This window comes from Bradyrhizobium lablabi (assembly GCF_018131005.1).
GTDB lineage: Bacteria > Pseudomonadota > Alphaproteobacteria > Rhizobiales > Xanthobacteraceae > Bradyrhizobium > Bradyrhizobium lablabi_D.
The window spans coordinates 37,697-56,188 of sequence record NZ_JAFCJK010000015.1; the positions used below are offsets into that span (position 1 = coordinate 37,697).

The 18,492-nt window shown below is 65.3% G+C and carries 18 protein-coding genes; 12 read left to right on the top strand and 6 right to left on the bottom strand.

Going from position 1 to position 18,492, the window contains the following annotated elements; genetic code table 11:
* The first annotated feature begins 21 nt into the window (after nucleotides 1-21).
* Nucleotides 22-1,287, top strand: a complete 1,266-nt coding sequence (locus JQ553_RS31230) for a D-amino acid dehydrogenase (protein ID WP_212503907.1) — start codon at nucleotides 22-24, stop codon at nucleotides 1,285-1,287.
* On the opposite strand, the gene JQ553_RS31235 is transcribed toward JQ553_RS31230, so the two are convergent.
* From JQ553_RS31235 to JQ553_RS31245, 3 genes are all read right to left on the bottom strand, one after another.
* Nucleotides 1,213-2,520, bottom strand: coding sequence for an OpgC domain-containing protein (locus JQ553_RS31235; RefSeq protein ID WP_212503908.1), 1,308 nt, complete (start codon nucleotides 2,518-2,520; stop codon nucleotides 1,213-1,215). The genes JQ553_RS31230 and JQ553_RS31235 overlap by 75 nt on opposite strands.
* Before the next feature lie 140 nt (nucleotides 2,521-2,660).
* Nucleotides 2,661-4,133: a multicopper oxidase family protein gene (locus JQ553_RS31240; RefSeq protein WP_249144715.1), complete on the bottom strand. Its 1,473-nt coding sequence runs from the start codon at nucleotides 4,131-4,133 to the stop codon at nucleotides 2,661-2,663.
* A gap of 177 nt (nucleotides 4,134-4,310) precedes the next feature.
* Nucleotides 4,311-4,967: a TetR/AcrR family transcriptional regulator gene (locus JQ553_RS31245; protein WP_212503909.1), complete on the bottom strand. Its 657-nt coding sequence runs from the start codon at nucleotides 4,965-4,967 to the stop codon at nucleotides 4,311-4,313.
* A 147-nt stretch (nucleotides 4,968-5,114) separates the two neighbouring features.
* Here JQ553_RS31245 and JQ553_RS31250 point away from each other — a divergent pair, with 147 nt between their 5' ends.
* The 3 genes from JQ553_RS31250 to JQ553_RS31260 are packed head-to-tail and all read left to right on the top strand — an operon-like array spanning nucleotide 5,115 to nucleotide 8,928.
* A complete protein-coding gene (locus tag JQ553_RS31250; protein ID WP_212503910.1) occupies nucleotides 5,115-5,612 on the top strand; it encodes a (2Fe-2S)-binding protein in 498 nt (165 codons plus the stop codon).
* The gene (locus JQ553_RS31255) at nucleotides 5,609-6,661 is read left to right on the top strand and encodes a xanthine dehydrogenase family protein subunit M (protein WP_212503911.1); all 1,053 of its coding nucleotides are present in this window, start codon (nucleotides 5,609-5,611) and stop codon (nucleotides 6,659-6,661) included. Before JQ553_RS31250 ends, JQ553_RS31255 begins: the two co-directional genes overlap by 4 nt.
* Nucleotides 6,658-8,928, top strand: coding sequence for a xanthine dehydrogenase family protein molybdopterin-binding subunit (locus JQ553_RS31260; RefSeq protein WP_212503912.1), 2,271 nt, complete (start codon nucleotides 6,658-6,660; stop codon nucleotides 8,926-8,928). Before JQ553_RS31255 ends, JQ553_RS31260 begins: the two co-directional genes overlap by 4 nt.
* An 82-nt stretch (nucleotides 8,929-9,010) precedes the next feature.
* Here JQ553_RS31260 and JQ553_RS31265 read toward each other — a convergent pair whose 3' ends face one another.
* Entirely contained in the window at nucleotides 9,011-9,646 is a 636-nt protein-coding gene (locus tag JQ553_RS31265; protein WP_212503913.1) for a cupin domain-containing protein, read from the bottom strand.
* Nucleotides 9,647-9,833: 187 nt separating this feature from the next.
* Between JQ553_RS31265 and JQ553_RS31270 the strand changes: the two genes are divergently transcribed.
* From JQ553_RS31270 to JQ553_RS31305, 8 genes are all read left to right on the top strand, one after another.
* Nucleotides 9,834-10,601, top strand: coding sequence for an ABC transporter substrate-binding protein (locus JQ553_RS31270; protein ID WP_212503914.1), 768 nt, complete (start codon nucleotides 9,834-9,836; stop codon nucleotides 10,599-10,601).
* Nucleotides 10,602-10,641: 40 nt separating this feature from the next.
* Nucleotides 10,642-11,295: an amino acid ABC transporter permease gene (locus tag JQ553_RS31275; protein ID WP_212503915.1), complete on the top strand. Its 654-nt coding sequence runs from the start codon at nucleotides 10,642-10,644 to the stop codon at nucleotides 11,293-11,295.
* Nucleotides 11,292-12,023, top strand: coding sequence for an amino acid ABC transporter ATP-binding protein (locus JQ553_RS31280; RefSeq protein WP_212503916.1), 732 nt, complete (start codon nucleotides 11,292-11,294; stop codon nucleotides 12,021-12,023). Before JQ553_RS31275 ends, JQ553_RS31280 begins: the two co-directional genes overlap by 4 nt.
* Before the next feature lie 13 nt (nucleotides 12,024-12,036).
* Nucleotides 12,037-13,329, top strand: a complete 1,293-nt coding sequence (locus JQ553_RS31285) for an FAD-binding oxidoreductase (RefSeq protein WP_212503917.1) — start codon at nucleotides 12,037-12,039, stop codon at nucleotides 13,327-13,329.
* A gap of 147 nt (nucleotides 13,330-13,476) precedes the next feature.
* Entirely contained in the window at nucleotides 13,477-13,722 is a 246-nt protein-coding gene (locus JQ553_RS31290; protein ID WP_212503918.1) for a hypothetical protein, read from the top strand.
* Nucleotides 13,723-13,752: 30 nt separating this feature from the next.
* Nucleotides 13,753-14,034 (top strand): hypothetical protein, encoded by a 282-nt coding sequence (locus JQ553_RS31295; RefSeq protein ID WP_249144716.1) that lies wholly within the window; start codon nucleotides 13,753-13,755, stop codon nucleotides 14,032-14,034.
* Nucleotides 14,035-14,361: 327 nt separating this feature from the next.
* A complete protein-coding gene (locus JQ553_RS31300) occupies nucleotides 14,362-15,363 on the top strand; it encodes an ornithine cyclodeaminase family protein (protein WP_212503919.1) in 1,002 nt (333 codons plus the stop codon).
* Between the two features lie 23 nt (nucleotides 15,364-15,386).
* Entirely contained in the window at nucleotides 15,387-16,199 is an 813-nt protein-coding gene (locus tag JQ553_RS31305; RefSeq protein ID WP_212503920.1) for a phosphate/phosphite/phosphonate ABC transporter substrate-binding protein, read from the top strand.
* Here JQ553_RS31305 and JQ553_RS31310 read toward each other — a convergent pair.
* Entirely contained in the window at nucleotides 16,181-16,780 is a 600-nt protein-coding gene (locus tag JQ553_RS31310) for a HutD family protein (protein WP_212503921.1), read from the bottom strand. The two genes, JQ553_RS31305 and JQ553_RS31310, sit on opposite strands and share 19 nt — an antisense overlap.
* Nucleotides 16,781-16,793: 13 nt before the next feature.
* Entirely contained in the window at nucleotides 16,794-18,461 is a 1,668-nt protein-coding gene (gene hutU, locus JQ553_RS31315; RefSeq protein ID WP_212503922.1) for a urocanate hydratase, read from the bottom strand.
* Between the last annotated feature and the right edge of the window lie 31 nt (nucleotides 18,462-18,492).

Here is an 18,492-nt window from a genome sequence, read left to right on the forward strand (position 1 = left end):
CGTTGCAGGATGTGAGGAACAGTGAAGGTCCTTGTTCTCGGCAGCGGCGTCATCGGCGTCACGTCGGCCTATTATCTTGCGCGCGCCGGCCACGAGGTGACGGTCATCGACCGCCAGCCCGAGCCTGCGCTGGAAACTTCCTTTGCCAATGCCGGCGAAGTCTCGCCCGGCTACTCGTCGCCCTGGGCGGGTCCCGGCGTGCCGGTGAAGGCGGTCAAATGGCTGTTGATGAAACACGGCCCGCTGGTGATCCGCCCGAAGCTCGATCCCGTGATGTGGCTCTGGCTGCTGAAGATGCTGCGCAACTGCACCGCGGCGCGCTACGCGGTGAACAAGAGCCGGATGATTCCGATCGCCGAGTACAGCCGCGATTGCCTGCGGGCATTGCGCGCCGAGATCGGCATCCGCTATGACGAGCGCGAGCGCGGCACGCTGCAGCTGTTCCGGGAACAGGCTCAGCTTGATCATACCGGTGACGACATCGCGGTGCTCAAGCAATACGGCGTGCCTTACGAGGTACTCGATCGCGGCGGCTGCATCGCCGCCGAGCCAGCGCTCGCCGCGGTGAAGGACAAGATCGCCGGCGGTCTCCGTCTGCCGCAGGACGAGACCGGCGATTGCCATATCTTCACCCAGGCGTTGGCCCTGGAAGCCGAGAAGATCGGTGTGCGCTTTCGCTTCAATGTCGGCATCGATGGGTTGAACGCGGACGCGACGCGCATCACCGGAGTGGCCACCGGCGCAGGCGTGATGCGGGCCGATGCCTATGTCGTTGCTCTGGGCAGCTACTCGCCGCGTCTCGTGCGTCCGCTCGGCGTCTCGCTGCCGGTCTATCCGGTCAAGGGCTATTCGATCACGGTGCCGGTTTCGGATGCCGACGGCGCACCGGTCTCGACGGTGATGGACGAAAGCTACAAGGTCGCGATCACGCGGCTGGGGAATCGCATCCGGGTCGGCGGCACCGCGGAAGTGTCGGGTTATTCGACCAAGCTCTACGCCGCGAGGCGCGCGACGCTCGACCACTCGCTCACCGAACTGTTCCCGCGCGGCGGCGACCTTTCCAAGGCGAGCTTCTGGTGCGGCTTGCGCCCGATGACACCCGATGGTCCGCCGGTGATCGGCGCGACGCGCTATGCAAACCTGCACCTCAACACGGGCCACGGCACGCTCGGCTGGACCATGGCCTGCGGCTCGGGGCGCGTGCTCGCGGATCTATTGTCCGGCAAGAGACCTGACATCGACACCAAGGAGCTGTCGATCGACCGCTACGACCACCGGTTCGGGTAAGGTCTCGCCATCTTTGGGAACGGAGCGATTGTCCGCTGCGGCCTTGGCCAGGCCGGACGCAATCCATCTCAGGTGAGCGGCGTGGCGATGAGCTGCTTCGTCGCCGCGCCGCGGCCTGACGCTGATCAGGCGCGCCAGGGTTGCGGTCGCGATCATCGTTACGACGCCGCCGAGACTCAGTGCTATCTGCATCGCAAGCCCGTTCGAGATCTCGAGCAGCGCCGCGTGGCTGGCGAATGCCAGCAGGACGCCGACGCAGTAGACTGGCAGCGAGTTCTGGCCACAACGGATCGCGGCGCGCATCACCGGCGTCGTCAGCCCTCGCCAATCGCGAGGCACGCACCATGCCGCCAGGACCGCTATGGCCAGGAAATGCAGCAATCGCAGCGGATCGAGATTCGATTTGTCCAAGGTGTGAAGCGCCAGCGCCTGAGGGATCAGCGCTTCCAGCGGTTTGATGCGCCAGCTCAATGTGACGATCAGGCTGAAGAGAATGTACAGAACGGCGATGACAAGCACGGGGCGTGAGGTCACCCATGGCCGGGCTTTCTCGCCCTCGATCATCCACCACGCGCCAAGCACGACCAGCAGCTGCCAGGCCAGCGGATTGAAGGCCCAGTGGCTGTTCGGCCATGCCGGCACGGTCCAGTCGAAGGCATGGACCAGTGTATAGAGCACGAGCGAGGCACCAAGGGTCACGTTAGGTTTGCGCAGCAGCAGCCACAGGAGCGGCGCGAACAACAGATGCAGCAGCACGAAGATCGGCAACACGTCGGTGTTGACCGGGCGGTATTGCAGGATCGCCGCGCGCGCGAGCGTCCCGCCGGGGTGATCCAGTAGAACGCGGGTATTGCTCGCGTCCGCGAGGCGATCGCCGCCCGCGACGTAAGCCAGAATGGTGCAGCCGAGCGTGAGCAGCAAAAACGCGACATAGATATCCCAGCTTCGCCGCACGGTTCGTCTGACGACTCCGCTCCAGCCCTCGCGGCACAATGCCCCGCCATAGGCCAGCGCGCAGGTGACACCCGAGACAAAGACGAATATTTCCGCGGCATCGCTGAATCCGTAATTCCGCGGAGTGAGCCAACTTCCGATGTTGTCCGGGATGTGGTTCAGAAAGAGCCACCACAGCGCGATGCCTCGGCAGGCATCTATCCGCAGGTCGCGGCCTTGGCTTTTCAGCTCCGGCAACCCTCGGATCAATGGCCTGGAGGTGGGGAGTCCATCGCGCATCTGACCTGCTCCCAAGCCGGGAGGATGGACCTGTCATCGGAAGCACGGTGTGAGCTGGTTCACGTTCACGGACCTTTTTGCGCCGCACTTGCGCGCGGAGCGACCTGCGTTGGCTACCTGATCGACGCGTGCCGGCGCGTTCAAGCGACGACTTCGATGACGCCCATCATGCCCTTGTCTTCGTGATCGACCGCGTGACAATGGTAGACAAACCTACCGACGATCGTCGGATCGGTGAAGGGAATGACGACTTTGAGCACGCCAGGCCCTTGGTCCGTTGCCGGCGGCACTGAAAAGGTGTCGCGCAGACTGTCATCGTGCCATGGAACGCCGGCTACTTCCGTCACCAGGAAGGGTGTCTGGTGAATGTGGAAGCTGTGATACTGCTGATCCGTGTTGACCACCGTCCACTCTTCCGTATCTCCGAGCTTGACGGTTTGGTCGGTGCGCGCCTCGTCGACGACGCGGCCGTCAATCATGAATGTCTTGCGGTCGTTGGTGCGCGAATAAGATAGCGTCCGGCGTCGCGCAATCGGCGCGGTGCGAACGTCATCTATCCATTGCGGCCCATTGACCCGCAGGCGCAGAATATCATCCTCGATCGCCGCACTCTGCGATGAACCGCTGGACTGGATGACTGCCAGTTGCCGCACCGGTTCAGGTGGCCGCCAGGCTTCGTTCTGAAAGGAGATGGTTCGCATCGGGTATTCCCCGGCCGGCGGACCGATCGCAATGGCGTCAATCCGCTCGCCCGGGCCAATGAAAAACTCAGTGATCTTGCGCGGCTGAGACAACGCGTGCCCATCGGTTGCCACGACGTAAAGCGGCATGCCCTCAATACGGAATTTGTAGAAATCCGACGCTCCGATGTGCGCGATGCGCCAAAATTGCATTTCGCCGGAGCGTATGGCGACGGCGGGATTGATCTGACCGTTGATCGAAACCACTTCGCTTTCGTCGCCGAACTTGGCGTGCTTGATCAGGAAAAAACGCTCCGGCAGTCCGCGCAGCCGCGGAAAAACTTGGTCGATGCCATCGACGACCAGAGCACCCGACATGCCGCCAAGAATTTGATCATTGACGAAGCCGTGCGCATGGGGGTGATACCAGAACAAGCCCGGACCTTGCCGGCCGTACGCCGGAATGCGCACCTGGTATTGGAATGCTTCGCCGGGTTGAACGTGAACGAATACGTTATCGCTGTTGCCCTGCGGCGACACGCTCATGCCGTGAAAGTGCAGGTTCGACGCGGTGCCGGCACCGGCACAAATAGGGCCCATGTAGCCAGGACGATCGAGCCCGGAGGCCAAATTGTTGCGAAAGGTGATCCGCAGCGTATCACCCAGACGTGCTCGCAGCGTCGGCGGCACATAAGCGCCATTGTAGAGCAGTCCGGTAAACGTGCGATCGCCGAGTTGCACCGGTCCGGGTGCTGCCGCAATCGTCGTATCGAGCACGCCGTTGACGCTGTGCATCTCGGGCGGCTGGATGAGCGGTTCGGGCGTTGGCGCTTTAGGCTGCGAACGCGCCCACGGCATCGACGGGCCGAGGGATAGCAGACCTCCGGCCGCGGCCGTCGCGCCAATGAAACGACTGGCGGCCTTGATGAACAAGCGGCGGTCGAGCGTCGAGGACTGGCGCATTGCATCCCTCATCACGCGCATGGCTACCGGCAGACGATCTTAGGTCCTCTATCGGGCCGAATTATATCCTTCGATCCGCAGGATGGCGGGTAGCCGGTTAGCATGTGCCGAGACTTGGCGCTTGTCACAACTCTTTGTACCCCCATCCTAGCGCGGTTGCTTTCGAAGAGCCTTCCGCCTCGTCGGCTTGTGCCTTGACGTTGACGGCGCCGCCTCGCCGCCTGCCGATCGCACGCGCAATCCGTCCACGAAAACATCAAGGAGCCGCAGGGCGGTCGCTTGCCAACCGGGCTGGTCGTGCACGTAGCACATGCCGATCAACGCGCGCAGCACGTCCTCGGCGCTGATGTCGTCGCGGATATCGCCGGCTGCCACCGCACGCCTGAGCAGCGCGTCGACCGCCCTGGTCAGGCGATCGAACGAATAGGCATGCAGCTCCGCCGAGCCGTGCGCGACGAGCGCAAGGGCCGTCGCCATGCCTTTCTTGGTCGCGACGAACTCGACATTGGCGCGCAGCCAGCTCCGCAGCGCCTCGACCGGTTGGGGGCCGCTTCCCAATTGCTCGGCGAGATCGCCGAGGTGTTCGACCTCGCGGCGATAGACCGCTTCATAGAGGGCCTCGCGCGTCGGAAAGTGGCGATAGAGCGTGCCGATGCCGACGCCGGCAAGGCGCGCTACGGCCTCCAGACTCGCGTCGCTGCCGCCGGCGCTGAATACGGCCTTCGCCGCTTCCAACACGCGCTCGCGATTGCGCACGGCATCGGCGCGGGGCCTGCGCGCAAATTTTGTTGATTGACCGGCCATTCCTTTTCTTTTGCCCTCCCTTGTTAACCGGAGGGTGCCTCCGTATATGGCGGCCAGCACCCGACCTGGCAAGGCACGCTGACACGCATGGCGGCCGCAGGCTCGTGTTGCCTGATTCAACCGACCATACACGGATCGGAGCCCTGCATGAATTTCTCCATCAGCCTCACCATCAACGGCGTCCGGCGGGATGTCGCGCTCGACGATCCGCGCGTCACCTTGCTCGATCTCCTTCGCGAGCGCCTCGACCTGACCGGCACCAAGAAGGGATGCGACCGCGGCCAGTGCGGTGCATGCACCATCCTGGTCGACGGGCGGCGGATCAATTCCTGCCTCGCGCTCGCGCTCAGCCATGACGGCGCCGAGATCACCACCATCGAAGGCCTGGCGCGCGGCGACCAGCTCCATCCGGTGCAGGCCGCTTTCATCGCGCATGACGGCTTCCAGTGCGGCTTCTGCACGCCGGGCCAGATCATGAGCGCGGTCGGCCTGATCCAGGAAGGCCGGGCCGGTGGCGACCCGGAGCGCGTGCGCGAAGGCATGAGCGGCAATCTCTGCCGTTGCGGCGCCTATGCCGGGATCACCGAGGCCGTGCTCGAGGCTCAAGACAAGATGAACGTTGCCAACCAGAGGCGCTCCGCATGATGAACTTCGATTATGTCAGGCCGGCCAGCGTCGCCGAAGCGATCGGGGCCGCGACCGAGCCGGGTTCGGTCTATCTTGCCTCCGGCACCAATCTGCTCGACCTGATGAAGGGCGGCGTCAGCCGGCCGAGCCGCCTCGTCGACGTCACGCGCCTGCCCGGGCTTGATCGCGTCGAGCGTCTTGCCGACGGCTCGCTCCGCATCGGCGCAATGGTGCGCAATGCCGATCTCGCGCATGACCCCGATTTTGCAAAGGCCTATCCCGCCGTTGCCGAGGCGCTGCTGTCGGGTGCATCCGGCCAGCTCCGCAATGCCGCGACGGTCGGCGGCAATTTGCTGCAGCGGACGCGCTGCGCCTACTTCTACGATGTCGCGAGCGCCTGCAACAGGCGCGCGCCGGGCGCCGGCTGCGATGCCCGCCATGGCGAGAACCGCCTGCACGCGGTGCTCGGCTGGAGCGAGGGCTGCATCGCCACCCATCCGTCCGATTTCTGCGTGCCGCTGGTTGCGCTCGACGCGGTGGTTGAGATCGAAGGCAAGCGCGGCCGCCGCGAGCTGTCGCTCGAGGCGCTGCATCGTCTGCCCGGCGACACACCGGAGCGCGAGACCGCACTGGAGCCGGGTGATCTGATCGTCGCGCTGCGGCTGCCCGCCGAAGCTCGGAGCTTTGCCGCGCATGGGCGTTACATCAAGCTCCGCGAGCGCACGTCGTACGCATTCGCGGTGGTGTCCGCTGCCGCGAGCCTGCGGATCGAGCAGGGCAGGATCGGCGAGGCGCGGCTTGCGCTCGGCGGCGTCGCCGCAAAGCCCTGGCGCGCGCGTGCGGCCGAGCGGCTGCTCGCAGGCGCCTCGCTCGATGCTGCCGTCTATCGCGAGGCGGCGCGCGCCGCGCTCGCCGATGCAAAACCGTCCGGCGACAATGCCTTCAAGATCGAGCTCGCGCAGCGTATTGTGGTGCGCGCGCTCACCCTTGCCGCGGCAGGCACGCCGGCGCTGATGCCCGCGCTTCCCGGCTCTCCCTTCTCTTCCGTTTCAGGAACGCGCGCATGACACCCGAGATCAACCTGACCCGCGATCCCGCCCATCTCAGGCACGGCTCGAATATCGGCCAGCCGCTGACGCGCCGCGACGGCGTCCTGAAGGTCAAGGGCGAAGCCCGCTATGCCGCGGACAATCATCCGCCCGGCATGCTGTATGCCGTGATCGCCACCGCGAGCATCGCGCGCGGGCGCGTCACCTCGCTCGACGTCGCCGCGGCCAGGCGCCATCCCGGCGTCGTCGACGTCATGACGCCGTCTCACAAGCCGCAGCTCGCCGAAGACCCCGACGCCAAGACCAATCCGTTCGCCTTCCGTATGGAGGTGTTGCAGAGCGACGAGGTGCGCTACGCCAACCAGGCGATCGCGGTCGTGATCGCCGAGACGCTTGAGGCCGCAACCGAGGGGGCGGCCCTGCTGTCGCCGCGATATGACGTCGCGCCTGCGCGCGTCGGCCTCGACGCCGACGAGAGCTACACCCCGCCGGTGGTCGGGCTCGGCAATCCGGCCGAAGTCCACCATGGCGATGCCGATGCCGGCCTGGCTGCGGCGTCGCAGCGTATCGAAGCGATCTATGAGACGCCGGCGCAGTACCATAACGCGATCGAGCCGCATGCGATCGTCGCGGCGTGGAATGGCGACCGGCTGTCGATCGACACGCCGAGCCAGGGCATGGTGCTCGCGCAGATGCGCATTGGCGGACTGTTCGGCATTCCACCAGGCAACATCCACATTCGCAGCCCGTTTCTCGGCGGCGGTTTCGGCTCAAAGGGTCTTGTGGCGGGGCCGCAGATCCTCGGCATCATGGCGGCGAAGCTGGTCGGGCGTCCGGTCAAGCTCGTGCTCCGCCGCGAGCAGATGTATGGCCCGGTCGGCCATCGCCCGCCGACCCGGCAGCGGCTCCGCATCGGGGTCGGCAGTGACGGCGCGCTGACGGCGATCGAGCATCACGCGAAAGTCACGACCTCGAGCTTCGACGATTTCTATGAACCCGCCGCCGATGTTTCGCACGCGCTCTATGCTACTCCGGCAATCAAGACCTCGCACGAGGCGTTGCGCGTCGACAGCGGCACGCCGCTGTTCATGCGCGCGCCGGGCGAGGCGACCGGATCGGTTGCGCTGGAAAGCGCGATCGACGAAGCGGCCTTCGCCTGCGGCATCGATCCGCTGGCGTTTCGGCTGAAGAACTATGCCGAGGTCGAGCCGGCCACCGGCAGGCCATTTTCGTCCAAGGCACTGCGCGAATGTTACGCGAAAGCCGCCGAACGGTTCGGCTGGTCGCGTCGACCGCTGGCGCCAAGGCAGATGCGCGACGATGCAGGCTTCCTGGTCGGTTGGGGCATGGGCACCGCGATCTTCCCCGCGTTGATGTTTCAGGGCAATGCGCGCGCCGTCATCCGCGCCGACGGCACGGGTGCGATGGAGACCGGCGCGCACGACATGGGGCAGGGCGCATGGACCGCGCTCGCGCAGATCTCGGCCGACGCGCTCGGGCTCGATCTCGAACAGGTCGCATTCAAATCCGGCACCTCCGATCTCCCGGATGCCGGGATCGCCGGGGGTTCGGCACACACCGCGACTGTCGGAAATGCGATCCACAATGCGGGCGCGGCGGTCATCGCCAAGCTCGCCGGGCTCGCGACCTCGGACGATCGTTCGCCGCTGTTCGGTGCCGGCAATGCCGGCGTGATCGCGCGGCAGGGGCGGCTGCACCGCCGCGACGATGATGTCCGCAGCGAAAGCTATGCCGACATCCTCGCGCGCGCCGGCTTGGCGGAAATCGATGCCAGCGGCAGCGGCGCTGCCGATCCGGCGGCGCAATCGCAATATGCCATGCATGCGCACGGCGCCGTGTTCGCGGAGGTCAAGGTCGATCCGAACCTGGGGCAGGTTCGCGTCACGCGGATGGTCGGCGCCTTTGCTGCCGGCCGCATCATCAATCCGCGACTCGTCCAGAGCCAGCTCTACGGCGGGATGATCTGGGGCATGTCGTTCGCGCTGCACGAGGAGGCCGTGACCGACCGTCGCTCCGGCCGGATCCTCAACGCGAACCTCGCGGAATACCACGTGCCTGTGAATGCCGACGTGCCGCCAATGGACGTGATCACGGTCGACGAGCACGATCCACATGTGAACGCGCTCGGCATCAAGGGCGTCGGCGAGATCGGCATCACCGGCAGCGCAGGTGCGGTCGCCAATGCCGTGTGGCACGCAACCGGCATCCGCGTCCGGCGCTTCCCGATCCGGATCGAGGAGCTTGTGACGGGGCTTTCGGACTAACTTGCCTCTCCTGGAGGCGCGCGATCGACCCTTCCCTCCGGGGAAGGGTCGCAATCTTTGCTTCACCGGCGTGCGATGGGCTTCACCCCGCCTGCGTCACGCAGTTCACCCACAGCACGACGGTCTTGGCATCATCGGCCGGATTGGAGAAGCGGTGCGGCCTTCGGCTGGCGAACCGGAAACTGTCGCCCTGCTTCAACGTCCAGGTCCCCGCGTCCACCGTCAGCGTCATCTCGCCTTCGAGAACGAGGCCGGCTTCCTCGCCGTCATGGGTATAGAGCTCGTCACCCGTGCTGCCGCCGGGCTCGAGGTGAACCAGGAACAGATTGAGCAGGTTCTCCGAACCGGCGGGGCTCAGCAACTGCTTTGAGATTCCGGTGCGCCAAAGCTTGAGCTCGGCGCGCTGCCCTTCGCGCGTGACGATGCCGTTCGATGCGCCATCGTTCGGCGCTGCGCCGAACAGCGCGGCGATGCCGACGCCGAGCACGTCGGCCAGCGTCGCGAGCACGCGCAACGAGGGCGAGGACAGGCCGCGCTCGATCTGGCTGATGAAGCCAATCGAGAGATGCGTGCGCGCCGCGACCGTTGCCAGTGACATCGCCCTGGCACGGCGCAGATCGCGGATGCGGCGGCCGACCGCGAGGTCCACTGCCGGCTCGGCCGGCTTTTTGGCGGCACGCCGCGCTTTTGCGGGCCTGCCTGCCGCTGATTTGCGCATTCTCTTGCCGCCGCTCACGTCAGGGCGCTTCCTTCATGCGTATGAAAACCGCTTGCAATGATCGCGGTTTCGTGTCCACAATTTCATATTGGTGAAAATAGGCCGGAACGGCGTCGCCCGCAACCTCAAGCTCGAAACCGCGGGGCCGGGCGACGCGGCGCCGGTGTCAGCTTCAGGGGGTGTTGCGATGTCCTTTCAGCGTCTCGTCCAGGCCGTACTCGCGGCCCTCGCCATTGCGGCGAGCTGGCCCGCCTCGGCGCAGCAGGTGCTGAAGGTCGGCTCGACGCCGACGGGCATTCCCTTCACCTTCCTCGACACCAAGACCAACTCGATCCAGGGCATCATGGTCGATCTCGCCACCGAGATCGGCAAGGACGCCGGCTTTGCGGTGCAGATCGAGCCGATGCAGTTCTCGGCGCTGATCCCGTCGCTGACTTCGAACAAGATCGACATCATCGCGGCCGCGATGTTTGCCACCGCTGCGCGCAAGGAGGTGATCGATTTCTCCGACGCCGTCTACACCTATGGCGAAGGCCTCGTGGTTCCGAAGGCCGACACCAAAAACTATAGTTCGCAGGAGGAGTTCAAGGGCGAGGTGGTCGGCGCCCAGGTCGGAACGGCCTTTGTCGATGCGCTGAAGAAGACGGGACTGTTCAGCGAGGTCAAGGTCTACGACACGATTCCCGACATCCTGCGCGACGTGAATGCCGGCCGCCTCAAGGCCGGTTTCGCCGACTATCCGATTCTCGCCTACAACCTCAAACAGGGTAATTTTGCCGACGTCCGCCTGGTCGACTCCTACAAGCCCGTTACCGTCGGTACCGTCGCGATTGGAATCCGCAAGAGCGATTCAGAGCTGCTGGCCAGGATCAACGCCTCGCTGGCCAAGCTGAAGGCGAACGGCGCCATCGCAAGGATCCTTGAGAAATGGGGGCAGAAGGCCAACGCCTCCTGATACGCAAAGGCCGACGAAACGCCGCGCGTAATGTGAGCCGATGCAGAAGTTCCTGAACGATGCCGTCGAGTTCGTGCCGATCCTGCTGCATGGCGTCTGGCTGACGCTCGTCGTCACCATCGGCTCCCTGGCGCTGTCAACCGTTCTCGGTCTGGTCTGGGCCCTGATGCGGGTGTCCGGCATCGGCGTGCTGTCGGGCCTCAGCGCATCGGTGATCAATGTGATCCGCGGCATCCCGATCATCGTGCTGCTGTTCTATCTCTACTTCGTGATGCCAGATGTCGGTGTCACGCTGACGGCGCTGCAGGCCGCGATTCTCGGGCTCGGGATTGCGTACTCGGCCTATCAGGCGGAGAATTTCCGCGCCGGCATCGAGGCGATCGACAAGGGGCAGATCGAGGCGGCGCAGGCGATCGGCATGAGCTGGTGGCAGACCATGCGCCGCGTGGTACTGCCGCAGGCGGTGAAGATCGTGCTGCCGCCCTACGGCAACGTCATGATCATGATGCTGAAGGATTCCTCGCAGGCGTCCACCATCACGGTTGCCGAACTCGCGCTGCAGGGCAAGCTGATAGCGTCGTCGACCTTCAAGAATGCCAGCGTGTTTACGCTGGTAGCGCTGATGTACCTCACCATGAGCATCCCGCTGATCCTGCTGGTGCGCCATTTCGAGAAGCGGGCGGGACGGCGATGATCGAATTGACTGACGTCCACAAGAGCTTTGGCAAGGTCGAGGTGCTGAAGGGCATCTCGGCCTCGGTCGAGAAGGGCGAGGTGGTCTGCATCATCGGTCCGTCGGGCTCCGGCAAGTCGACCATCCTCCGCTGCGTCAACGGGCTCGAAGGCTACGACCGGGGCGACATCCGCGTCGAAGGGGCGCGCGTCAATCGCGACAGCAGCTCCATCGTCGCGATCAGGACCCAGGTGTCAATGGTGTTCCAGCGCTTCAACCTGTTCCCGCATCGCACGGCGCTCGAAAACGTCATCGAGGGGCCGATCATCGTGAAGAAGGAGCCACGCGACGAGGCTCTGGCGCGCGGCCGCGCGCTGCTCGCGCAGGTCGGGCTCGCGGAGAAGGCGGACGTGCACCCGCCACAACTCTCCGGCGGGCAGCAGCAGCGCGTCGCGATCGCACGCGCGCTGGCGATGCAGCCAAAGGCGATCCTGTTCGATGAGCCGACCTCGGCGCTCGATCCCGAATTGGTCGGCGACGTGCTGTCCGTGATGCGCCGGCTCGCCGACGACGGCATGACCATGGTGGTGGTCACGCACGAGATGGGCTTTGCCCGCGACGTCGCGGACCGCGTGTTGTTCATCGATGGCGGCGTCATCGTCGAGCAGGGCGCGGCGAAATCCGTTCTCAACCAGCCGCAGCACGCCCGCACCCAGGATTTCCTGCGGCGCGTGCTCCATCCGCTTTGATCCGGTTACACGTATGAACGTACCCGTCCGCCTGCCGTTGCCGCCGAGCCTCTATGCCGACACCGCCGTGCCGCCGGTCGCGACACCACCGCTCACCGCGGACAAGAGCGTGCCGGTCGCGATCATCGGCGGCGGCTTCACCGGCCTCTCCACCGCATTGCATCTCGCCGAGCAGGGCGTGCCGGCGATCGTGCTTGAAGCGCAGGAGCCGGGCTGGGGCGCCTCCGGCAACAATGGCGGGCAGATCAATCCGGGACTGAAGCACGATCCGGACCAGATCGAAGCCGATTTCGGCACCGATCTCGGCCGCCGCATGGTCGAATTCTCCTACGGCACCACGAACTTCACGCTCGATCTGATCCGCCGTTACCAGATTCCCTGCGAGGCGCGGCAGAACGGCACGCTGCGCGCCGCCTACAACGAAGCGAGCGCCGCCGCGATCGAGGCGACGGCGAAGCAGTGCATCCGGCGCGGCATGCCGGTGAAATTGCTCAACGCCGCCGAGATGCGCGAGATGACGGGGAGCGACCGCTATCTCCGTGCCATGCTCGATGCACGCGGCGGCGATCTGCATCCGTTAAGTTACGTGCGCGGGCTCGCGCGCGCTGCGATTGGCGCCGGCGCAATCGTTCATGGCGAGACGCCGGCTCTGGCGCTGCGCCGTGACGGCGCGCGCTGGCGCATCGAGACACCGCGCGCGGTCGTGCATGCCGACAAGGTGCTGCTCGCGACCAACGGCTTTACCGACGATCTCTGGCCGGCGCTCCGCCGCACCATCGTGCCGGTGTTCTCGTCGATCGCATGCACTGCGCCACTGTCCGACGATGTCGCGCGATCGATCATGCCGAGCCGGCCGGTGCTCTACGAGAGCGGCCAGATCACGGTCTATTATCGCATCGACCAGCGCAATCGCCTCTTGATGGGCGGCCGCGGCCCGATGCGCTGGATCAAGAGCCCGTCCGACATCTCCTACCTGATCCGCTACGCCGAGCGGTTGTGGCCGCAGCTTGCCGGCGTTACATGGACTCATGGTTGGAACAGCCGCCTCGCCATCACCAAGGACCACTATCCGCACGTGCACGAGCCCGCGGAGAATCTCCTGATCTCGCTCGGCTGCAACGGCCGCGGCGTCGCACTCTCAACCGCGATGGGCGCCCAACTCGCCCGCCGCCTGATCGGCGGGAGCAGGGCCGAGATCGACATGCCGATCACGGGCGTCAAGCCGATTCCGATGCACGCCTTCTGGCCCCTCGGCGTCACGGCTGCCGTACTGACGGGGCGGGTAAGGGACCGGCTGGGGGTGTGAGTCCCGCCCGACAGGGTCATTTCCTCGCGCGCGCATGATCCCGGCAATGTGACCGATCGTGAAGTCGCGATGTGTTGGGGCCGCGCGATCCACGCACATATGCCGCTCATCATCTGACAAGCGCGTTCATCCATTGGAGCAAAGTCGATGCGTGTTGTTCTGGGATTGGGAATGGGATTGTTGATCGCGCTGGGTGCTTCCGCTGACGCGGCGACAGCGCACCATTCCCGTGCGCATCATCATGTCATCCTTCCCCATGGCGTGGCCTCGAGCTTCGCCGCTGTCCCGCCTCCGGCCTACGCGTGGCCTCGACCGTCGGTTCGCTTCCACGACACTCCCAGCTACAACGATCCGTCCAAGTTCGGCGGCCAGTCGCTCGGGATGGATCCATAGTGCAGCCGCGTTGTGCAGCACGGTCAGGTCATGACGGTACGCAACATGATTAAACGAAATGCGACGCATGCAGTGTTGCCTTTGTTGCTGGCGCTGGCCCTTTCGTTCGTTGTCTACGGCTCGGCCAATGCGGCATCCGGTCATCGCGCCAAGGCGGGACGCTTCCGCACGCCTCATGTGATCGTTCCTCCCGCGCAGCGCGCAGTTCCACAGGGCGCGGCTCCATCAGGGCAGTTCGCAGTCCCCGGCTGGTCCGATGACGCAACCCGGCGCTGGCTCGACAATGCCAGCTCGTCATGGCACCAGGCCTGATGCAGATGCCGCGATCCGCTGGAGTGTGTCGTGACGCGTAGCTATCGTCAGCGCGCCGATCACTGATTTGCCCGACGAGGCAAGTCCGGCCTCCACCGAGCGACAATCGGCACCCGGCTTCCCCTGCGCCCTCAGCTGAAGAAGAGGGACGATGAGATGCAAAACTCGGTCACATCGCGCCGCGAGAATGCGCGCTGATATCCGTTGTTTGAAATTTTGGATGGGTACCGAGCGAAGCAGCGAAGCAACCATGGTTCTGGCTACGGCGCGATTGACACGCTTATCGTCTCGGATTATGTATAGACATAATCTGAGGAGGACGTTGTTATGCCGCCGATCTACATCACCTACCTCAACCGCCTCGACATCGACGAGCTGAAGATCACTGACGATGAAATCCTGTCGGCGATCGAAACGAGCCTGGCAGCCCAGGGCAGGGGCGACACCGTCATCGAGCCGCGCGTCCATCTCGAACCCGGCGTCGCCAACGGGCACTTCAACGTGCTGCGTGGGGCGATCAAGCCGCCGATCGACAGGGCCGGCGTCAAGATCGTCGGCGACTTCGTCGACAACTACAAACTCGGACTTCATTCGGAACTTGGCATCCTGGCGCTGTTCGATCCCCGAACCGGCGCGCCAAAGGCGATCATGGACGCGAGCGGCATTACCGACATGCGCACCGGGGCGGTGACGGCGATCGGCGCCAAGTATCTCGCCCGCAAGAATTCGAAGATCCTCGGCCATATCGGCGCGCGCGGCACCGCGTACTGGAACGTCCGGCTGCTCGACCGTCTGTTTGATTTCGACGAGATCCGCGTGCATTCGCGCCGCGAGGAAAGCCGCAAAAATTTCGCCGATAGGCTCAGCCGCGACCTCGGCAAGAAGGTGGTGGCGACGGAAGACTGGAAGTCGTGTCTCGAGGGCGCCGACATCGTTGTCGAGGCCTCCCGGCTCGACAAGCCGACGCCGATGCTGAAGACCGAGTGGATCAAGAAGGGTGCTTTCGTCGTTCCCTATGGAACGATGAGCGCGATCGAGCTCTCGCTGACCGACATCATGGCGAAGCTCGTGGTCGACGACTGGGGCCAGTGCAAGGGCGGAAAATTCGGCAGCCTTCGCGCCCACGTCGAGGCGGGCAAGCTGTCCGAGGCGACGCTGCACGCAGAGCTCGGACAGATCGTCGCCGGTCTCAAGCCGGGGCGCGAGAGTGACGCCGAGACCAATCTGCTCTGGCATCGCGGACTTTCGCTGTCCGACATTGCGTTGGGTCATGCGATGCTGGAAAAGGCCGAGCGCATCGGCGTGGGGCAGCGTCTGCGCTTTGCCTGATTGGAAGGCTGGGGCATCTTGCAATGCATTATGCTGCCAACGCGCGAATGTATTCGGTCAATCCGCAGGCGGCCGCCGCCTGGAAGGAGCTGTTCGGCTGGCTTTCGCGCGAAAGCGGCGTCGGGCTCGACGTTATCGATCATGCCTTTCCGCTTCCGCTGGCTGAGCTGTGGTCGCGCAGCGATCTCGGTTGCGCCTTCATGTGCGGATTTCCGTTCATGCTGGCGGCACATCGGCCACGCCCGGTCGCCGCGCCTGTTCCGACCAGGGCTCCGGTCGCAGGGCGGCCGGTCTATGCCACGCGGCTCCTCGTCCGAGCAGACTCCGGATTCCACGCGATCGAGGATACGTTTGGCGGGCGGCTCGGCTATACGGTCGAGGACTCCCATTCCGGCTACAACGCGCTGCGGCACCATCTCCTGGACTACTACCGGCAGCGCGGCGCCGGGCTTTATCGCGAAAGCGTCGGCCCGCTGACGACGCCAAGGCGCGTGGTCGACGCGCTGCTCGCCGGTGACATCGATATCGGTCCGCTCGACAGCTACGCGCTCGACCTGATGCTGCGTCATGAGGCCGAGCTCGCATCGCAAGTCAGGATCGTGGCGACCACCGATCCGGCGCCAATTCCGTTCCTGGTTGCGGCATCCGGATGTCCAGATGAAATCGTTGCCAGGTTGCAGGCGACGCTTGCAACCTTTGCCGGCGCGCCCGCCTGCACCGAATTGAGAGACCGGCTTTGTCTCGGAGGCTTCGCCCCCGTCAACATCGCGGACTATGAGCTGATGCTGCGCTGGGATGCCGAGGCGCGTGCGGCAGGCTATGTTCGGCCGGCCTGACGGCTTTCGCGCAGGAGCACGAGGTAGCATTCGGTCGCCTCATTCGCCGGTGCGATCCGGCACGGCGTATCGTCAGCGCGCGAAAGAATGGCAGCATCGCCGCGCGCCAGGAGGGCGGTGCCTTGCGGCGAGGTCAGACTGACGTCGCCAGACGGCGCGACAACCACCGCGGTCCGATGGTCTGCGAAATCGCAGGCCACGGGTTCGCGAATGCGCCGGAGCCGATGTTCAAATCGTCCGCGCCGCGTCATCACGTTGAGATCGACGATCTCGCCGCCGAGCAGTCGCGCGGAGGTCGGCACGTCGCCGGCGAAGCGGATCGGGTCGGAGTCGCCGTCGAGCACCAGCGCTGTGGCATCGCCGATCGTCAACGCCAGTCCGTGTCCCGTGATCACGGCAAGCGTCCGATCGATGCCGGCGAATTTGGAGAAGGGCCCGTCGGAGGCGACTCGGGCCATGCTGATGCGCCAGTCGAAATCATCAAATGACGCGCCCGGCGGCTCGACGGCGATCTCCGTCGTCGCGCCGCCCCCGTTCTTCCACGGCGTCGTTCGGCAATCGATGGCGTGAACGATCCTCACGGCGCGCCTGTCCTCAACCGAGGCTCGGCAGGTCGAGATTGTTGGCTCGCGCGCACTCGATCGCAAGCTCGTAGCCGGCGTCGGCATGCCGCATCACGCCGCTCGCAGGGTCGTTCCACAGCACACGGGCGATGCGCCGCGACGCTGCCGGCGTGCCGTCGCAAACGATGACCATGCCGGCGTGCTGCGAGTAGCCGATGCCGACGCCGCCGCCGTGATGCAGCGACACCCAGGTGGCGCCGCTCGAGCAATTGAGCAGCGCGTTCAACATCGGCCAGTCGGACACCGCATCCGAACCGTCGCGCATCGCTTCGGTCTCGCGATTGGGCGAGGCGACTGATCCGGAATCGAGGTGGTCGCGGCCGATCACGATAGGAGCCTTGAGTTCGCCGCGGGCGACCATTTCGTTGAAGGCGAGGCCGAGCCGGTGGCGGTCGCCGAGGCCGACCCAGCAGATGCGGGCCGGCAGGCCCTGGAAGGCGATCCGCTCGCGCGCCATGTCGAGCCAGTGATGCAGCAACGCATCGTCGGGCATCAGCTCCTTCACCTTGGCGTCGGTGCGATAGATGTCCTCCGGATCGCCCGACAGCGCGGCCCAGCGGAACGGACCGATGCCGCGGCAGAACAGCGGACGGATATAGGCCGGCACGAAGCCCGGAAAATCGAACGCCTCCTTGACGCCTTCCTCGAGCGCCATCTGGCGGATGTTGTTGCCGTAATCGACGACCGGAATTCCTATGCGGTGGAAGTCGAGCATGGCGCGGACGTGCTCGGCCATCGAGGCGCGGGCAGCGCGATCGACCGCCTTCGGGTCGCTCTCGCGGCGCGATTCCCATTCGTGAATCGACCAGCCCTTCGGCAGGTAGCCGTTGACCGGATCGTGTGCGGAGGTCTGGTCGGTGACGGCATCGGGCCGCACGCCGCGCCTGACCAACTCAGGAAATATCTCCGCCGCGTTGCCGAGCAGCCCGACCGAGACCGGCTTCCTTGTCCGTCCGGCGTCCTCGATGATCGCCAGCGCTTCGTCGAGATCGCTGGCTTGCCGGTCGAGATAGCGCGTGCGCATGCGCATCTCGATTCGCGACGGCTGGCACTCAACGGCGAGGCAGGATGCACCGGCCATCACAGCGGCAAGCGGCTGCGCGCCGCCCATGCCGCCGAGCCCTGCCGTCAGGATCCACTTGCCGGCGAGGTTGCCGCTATAGTGCCGGCGGCCGAGCTCGGCGAAGGTCTCGTAGGTTCCCTGAACGATGCCCTGGCTGCCGATATAGATCCATGAGCCGGCGGTCATCTGGCCGTACATCATCAACCCCTTGCGATCGAGCAGGTTGAAGTGCTCCCACGTCGCCCAATGCGGCACCAGGTTGGAGTTGGCGATCAGCACGCGCGGCGCATCGGGATGGGTGCGGAAAACGCCGACCGGCTTGCCGGACTGCACTGCGAGGGTCTGGTCGCCGTCGAGGCGCCGCAGCGTCGAGACGATGCGGTCGAAGCTTTCCCAATCGCGCGCGGCGCGTCCGATGCCGCCATAGACCACGAGCTCGCCGGGCTTTTCGGCGACGTCCGGATCGAGATTGTTCATCAGCATCCGCAGCGGCGCCTCCGTCAGCCAGCTCTTTGCCGAAAGCTCCGGGCCGCGGGGCGCACGAATGGTGCGCGCATTGTCGATACGTGTCGTCATGGGAGAACATCCGGTGAAGAAGGGAGCGGCA

Excerpts from the sequence above, each read along its gene's own strand:
- JQ553_RS31235 (WP_212503908.1), bottom strand. The coding sequence starts at position 2,520 with ATGCGCGATGGACTCCCCACCTCCAGGCCATTGATCCGAGGGTTGCCG.
- JQ553_RS31245 (WP_212503909.1), bottom strand. The coding sequence starts at position 4,967 with ATGGCCGGTCAATCAACAAAATTTGCGCGCAGGCCCCGCGCCGATGCC.
- JQ553_RS31250 (WP_212503910.1), top strand. The coding sequence starts at position 5,115 with ATGAATTTCTCCATCAGCCTCACCATCAACGGCGTCCGGCGGGATGTC.
- JQ553_RS31255 (WP_212503911.1), top strand. The coding sequence starts at position 5,609 with ATGATGAACTTCGATTATGTCAGGCCGGCCAGCGTCGCCGAAGCGATC.
- JQ553_RS31260 (WP_212503912.1), top strand. The coding sequence starts at position 6,658 with ATGACACCCGAGATCAACCTGACCCGCGATCCCGCCCATCTCAGGCAC.
- JQ553_RS31265 (WP_212503913.1), bottom strand. The coding sequence starts at position 9,646 with ATGCGCAAATCAGCGGCAGGCAGGCCCGCAAAAGCGCGGCGTGCCGCC.
- JQ553_RS31270 (WP_212503914.1), top strand. The coding sequence starts at position 9,834 with ATGTCCTTTCAGCGTCTCGTCCAGGCCGTACTCGCGGCCCTCGCCATT.
- JQ553_RS31275 (WP_212503915.1), top strand. The coding sequence starts at position 10,642 with ATGCAGAAGTTCCTGAACGATGCCGTCGAGTTCGTGCCGATCCTGCTG.
- JQ553_RS31280 (WP_212503916.1), top strand. The coding sequence starts at position 11,292 with ATGATCGAATTGACTGACGTCCACAAGAGCTTTGGCAAGGTCGAGGTG.
- JQ553_RS31285 (WP_212503917.1), top strand. The coding sequence starts at position 12,037 with ATGAACGTACCCGTCCGCCTGCCGTTGCCGCCGAGCCTCTATGCCGAC.
- JQ553_RS31290 (WP_212503918.1), top strand. The coding sequence starts at position 13,477 with ATGCGTGTTGTTCTGGGATTGGGAATGGGATTGTTGATCGCGCTGGGT.
- JQ553_RS31295 (WP_249144716.1), top strand. The coding sequence starts at position 13,753 with ATGACGGTACGCAACATGATTAAACGAAATGCGACGCATGCAGTGTTG.
- JQ553_RS31300 (WP_212503919.1), top strand. The coding sequence starts at position 14,362 with ATGCCGCCGATCTACATCACCTACCTCAACCGCCTCGACATCGACGAG.
- JQ553_RS31305 (WP_212503920.1), top strand. The coding sequence starts at position 15,387 with ATGCATTATGCTGCCAACGCGCGAATGTATTCGGTCAATCCGCAGGCG.
- hutU (WP_212503922.1), bottom strand. The coding sequence starts at position 18,461 with ATGACGACACGTATCGACAATGCGCGCACCATTCGTGCGCCCCGCGGC.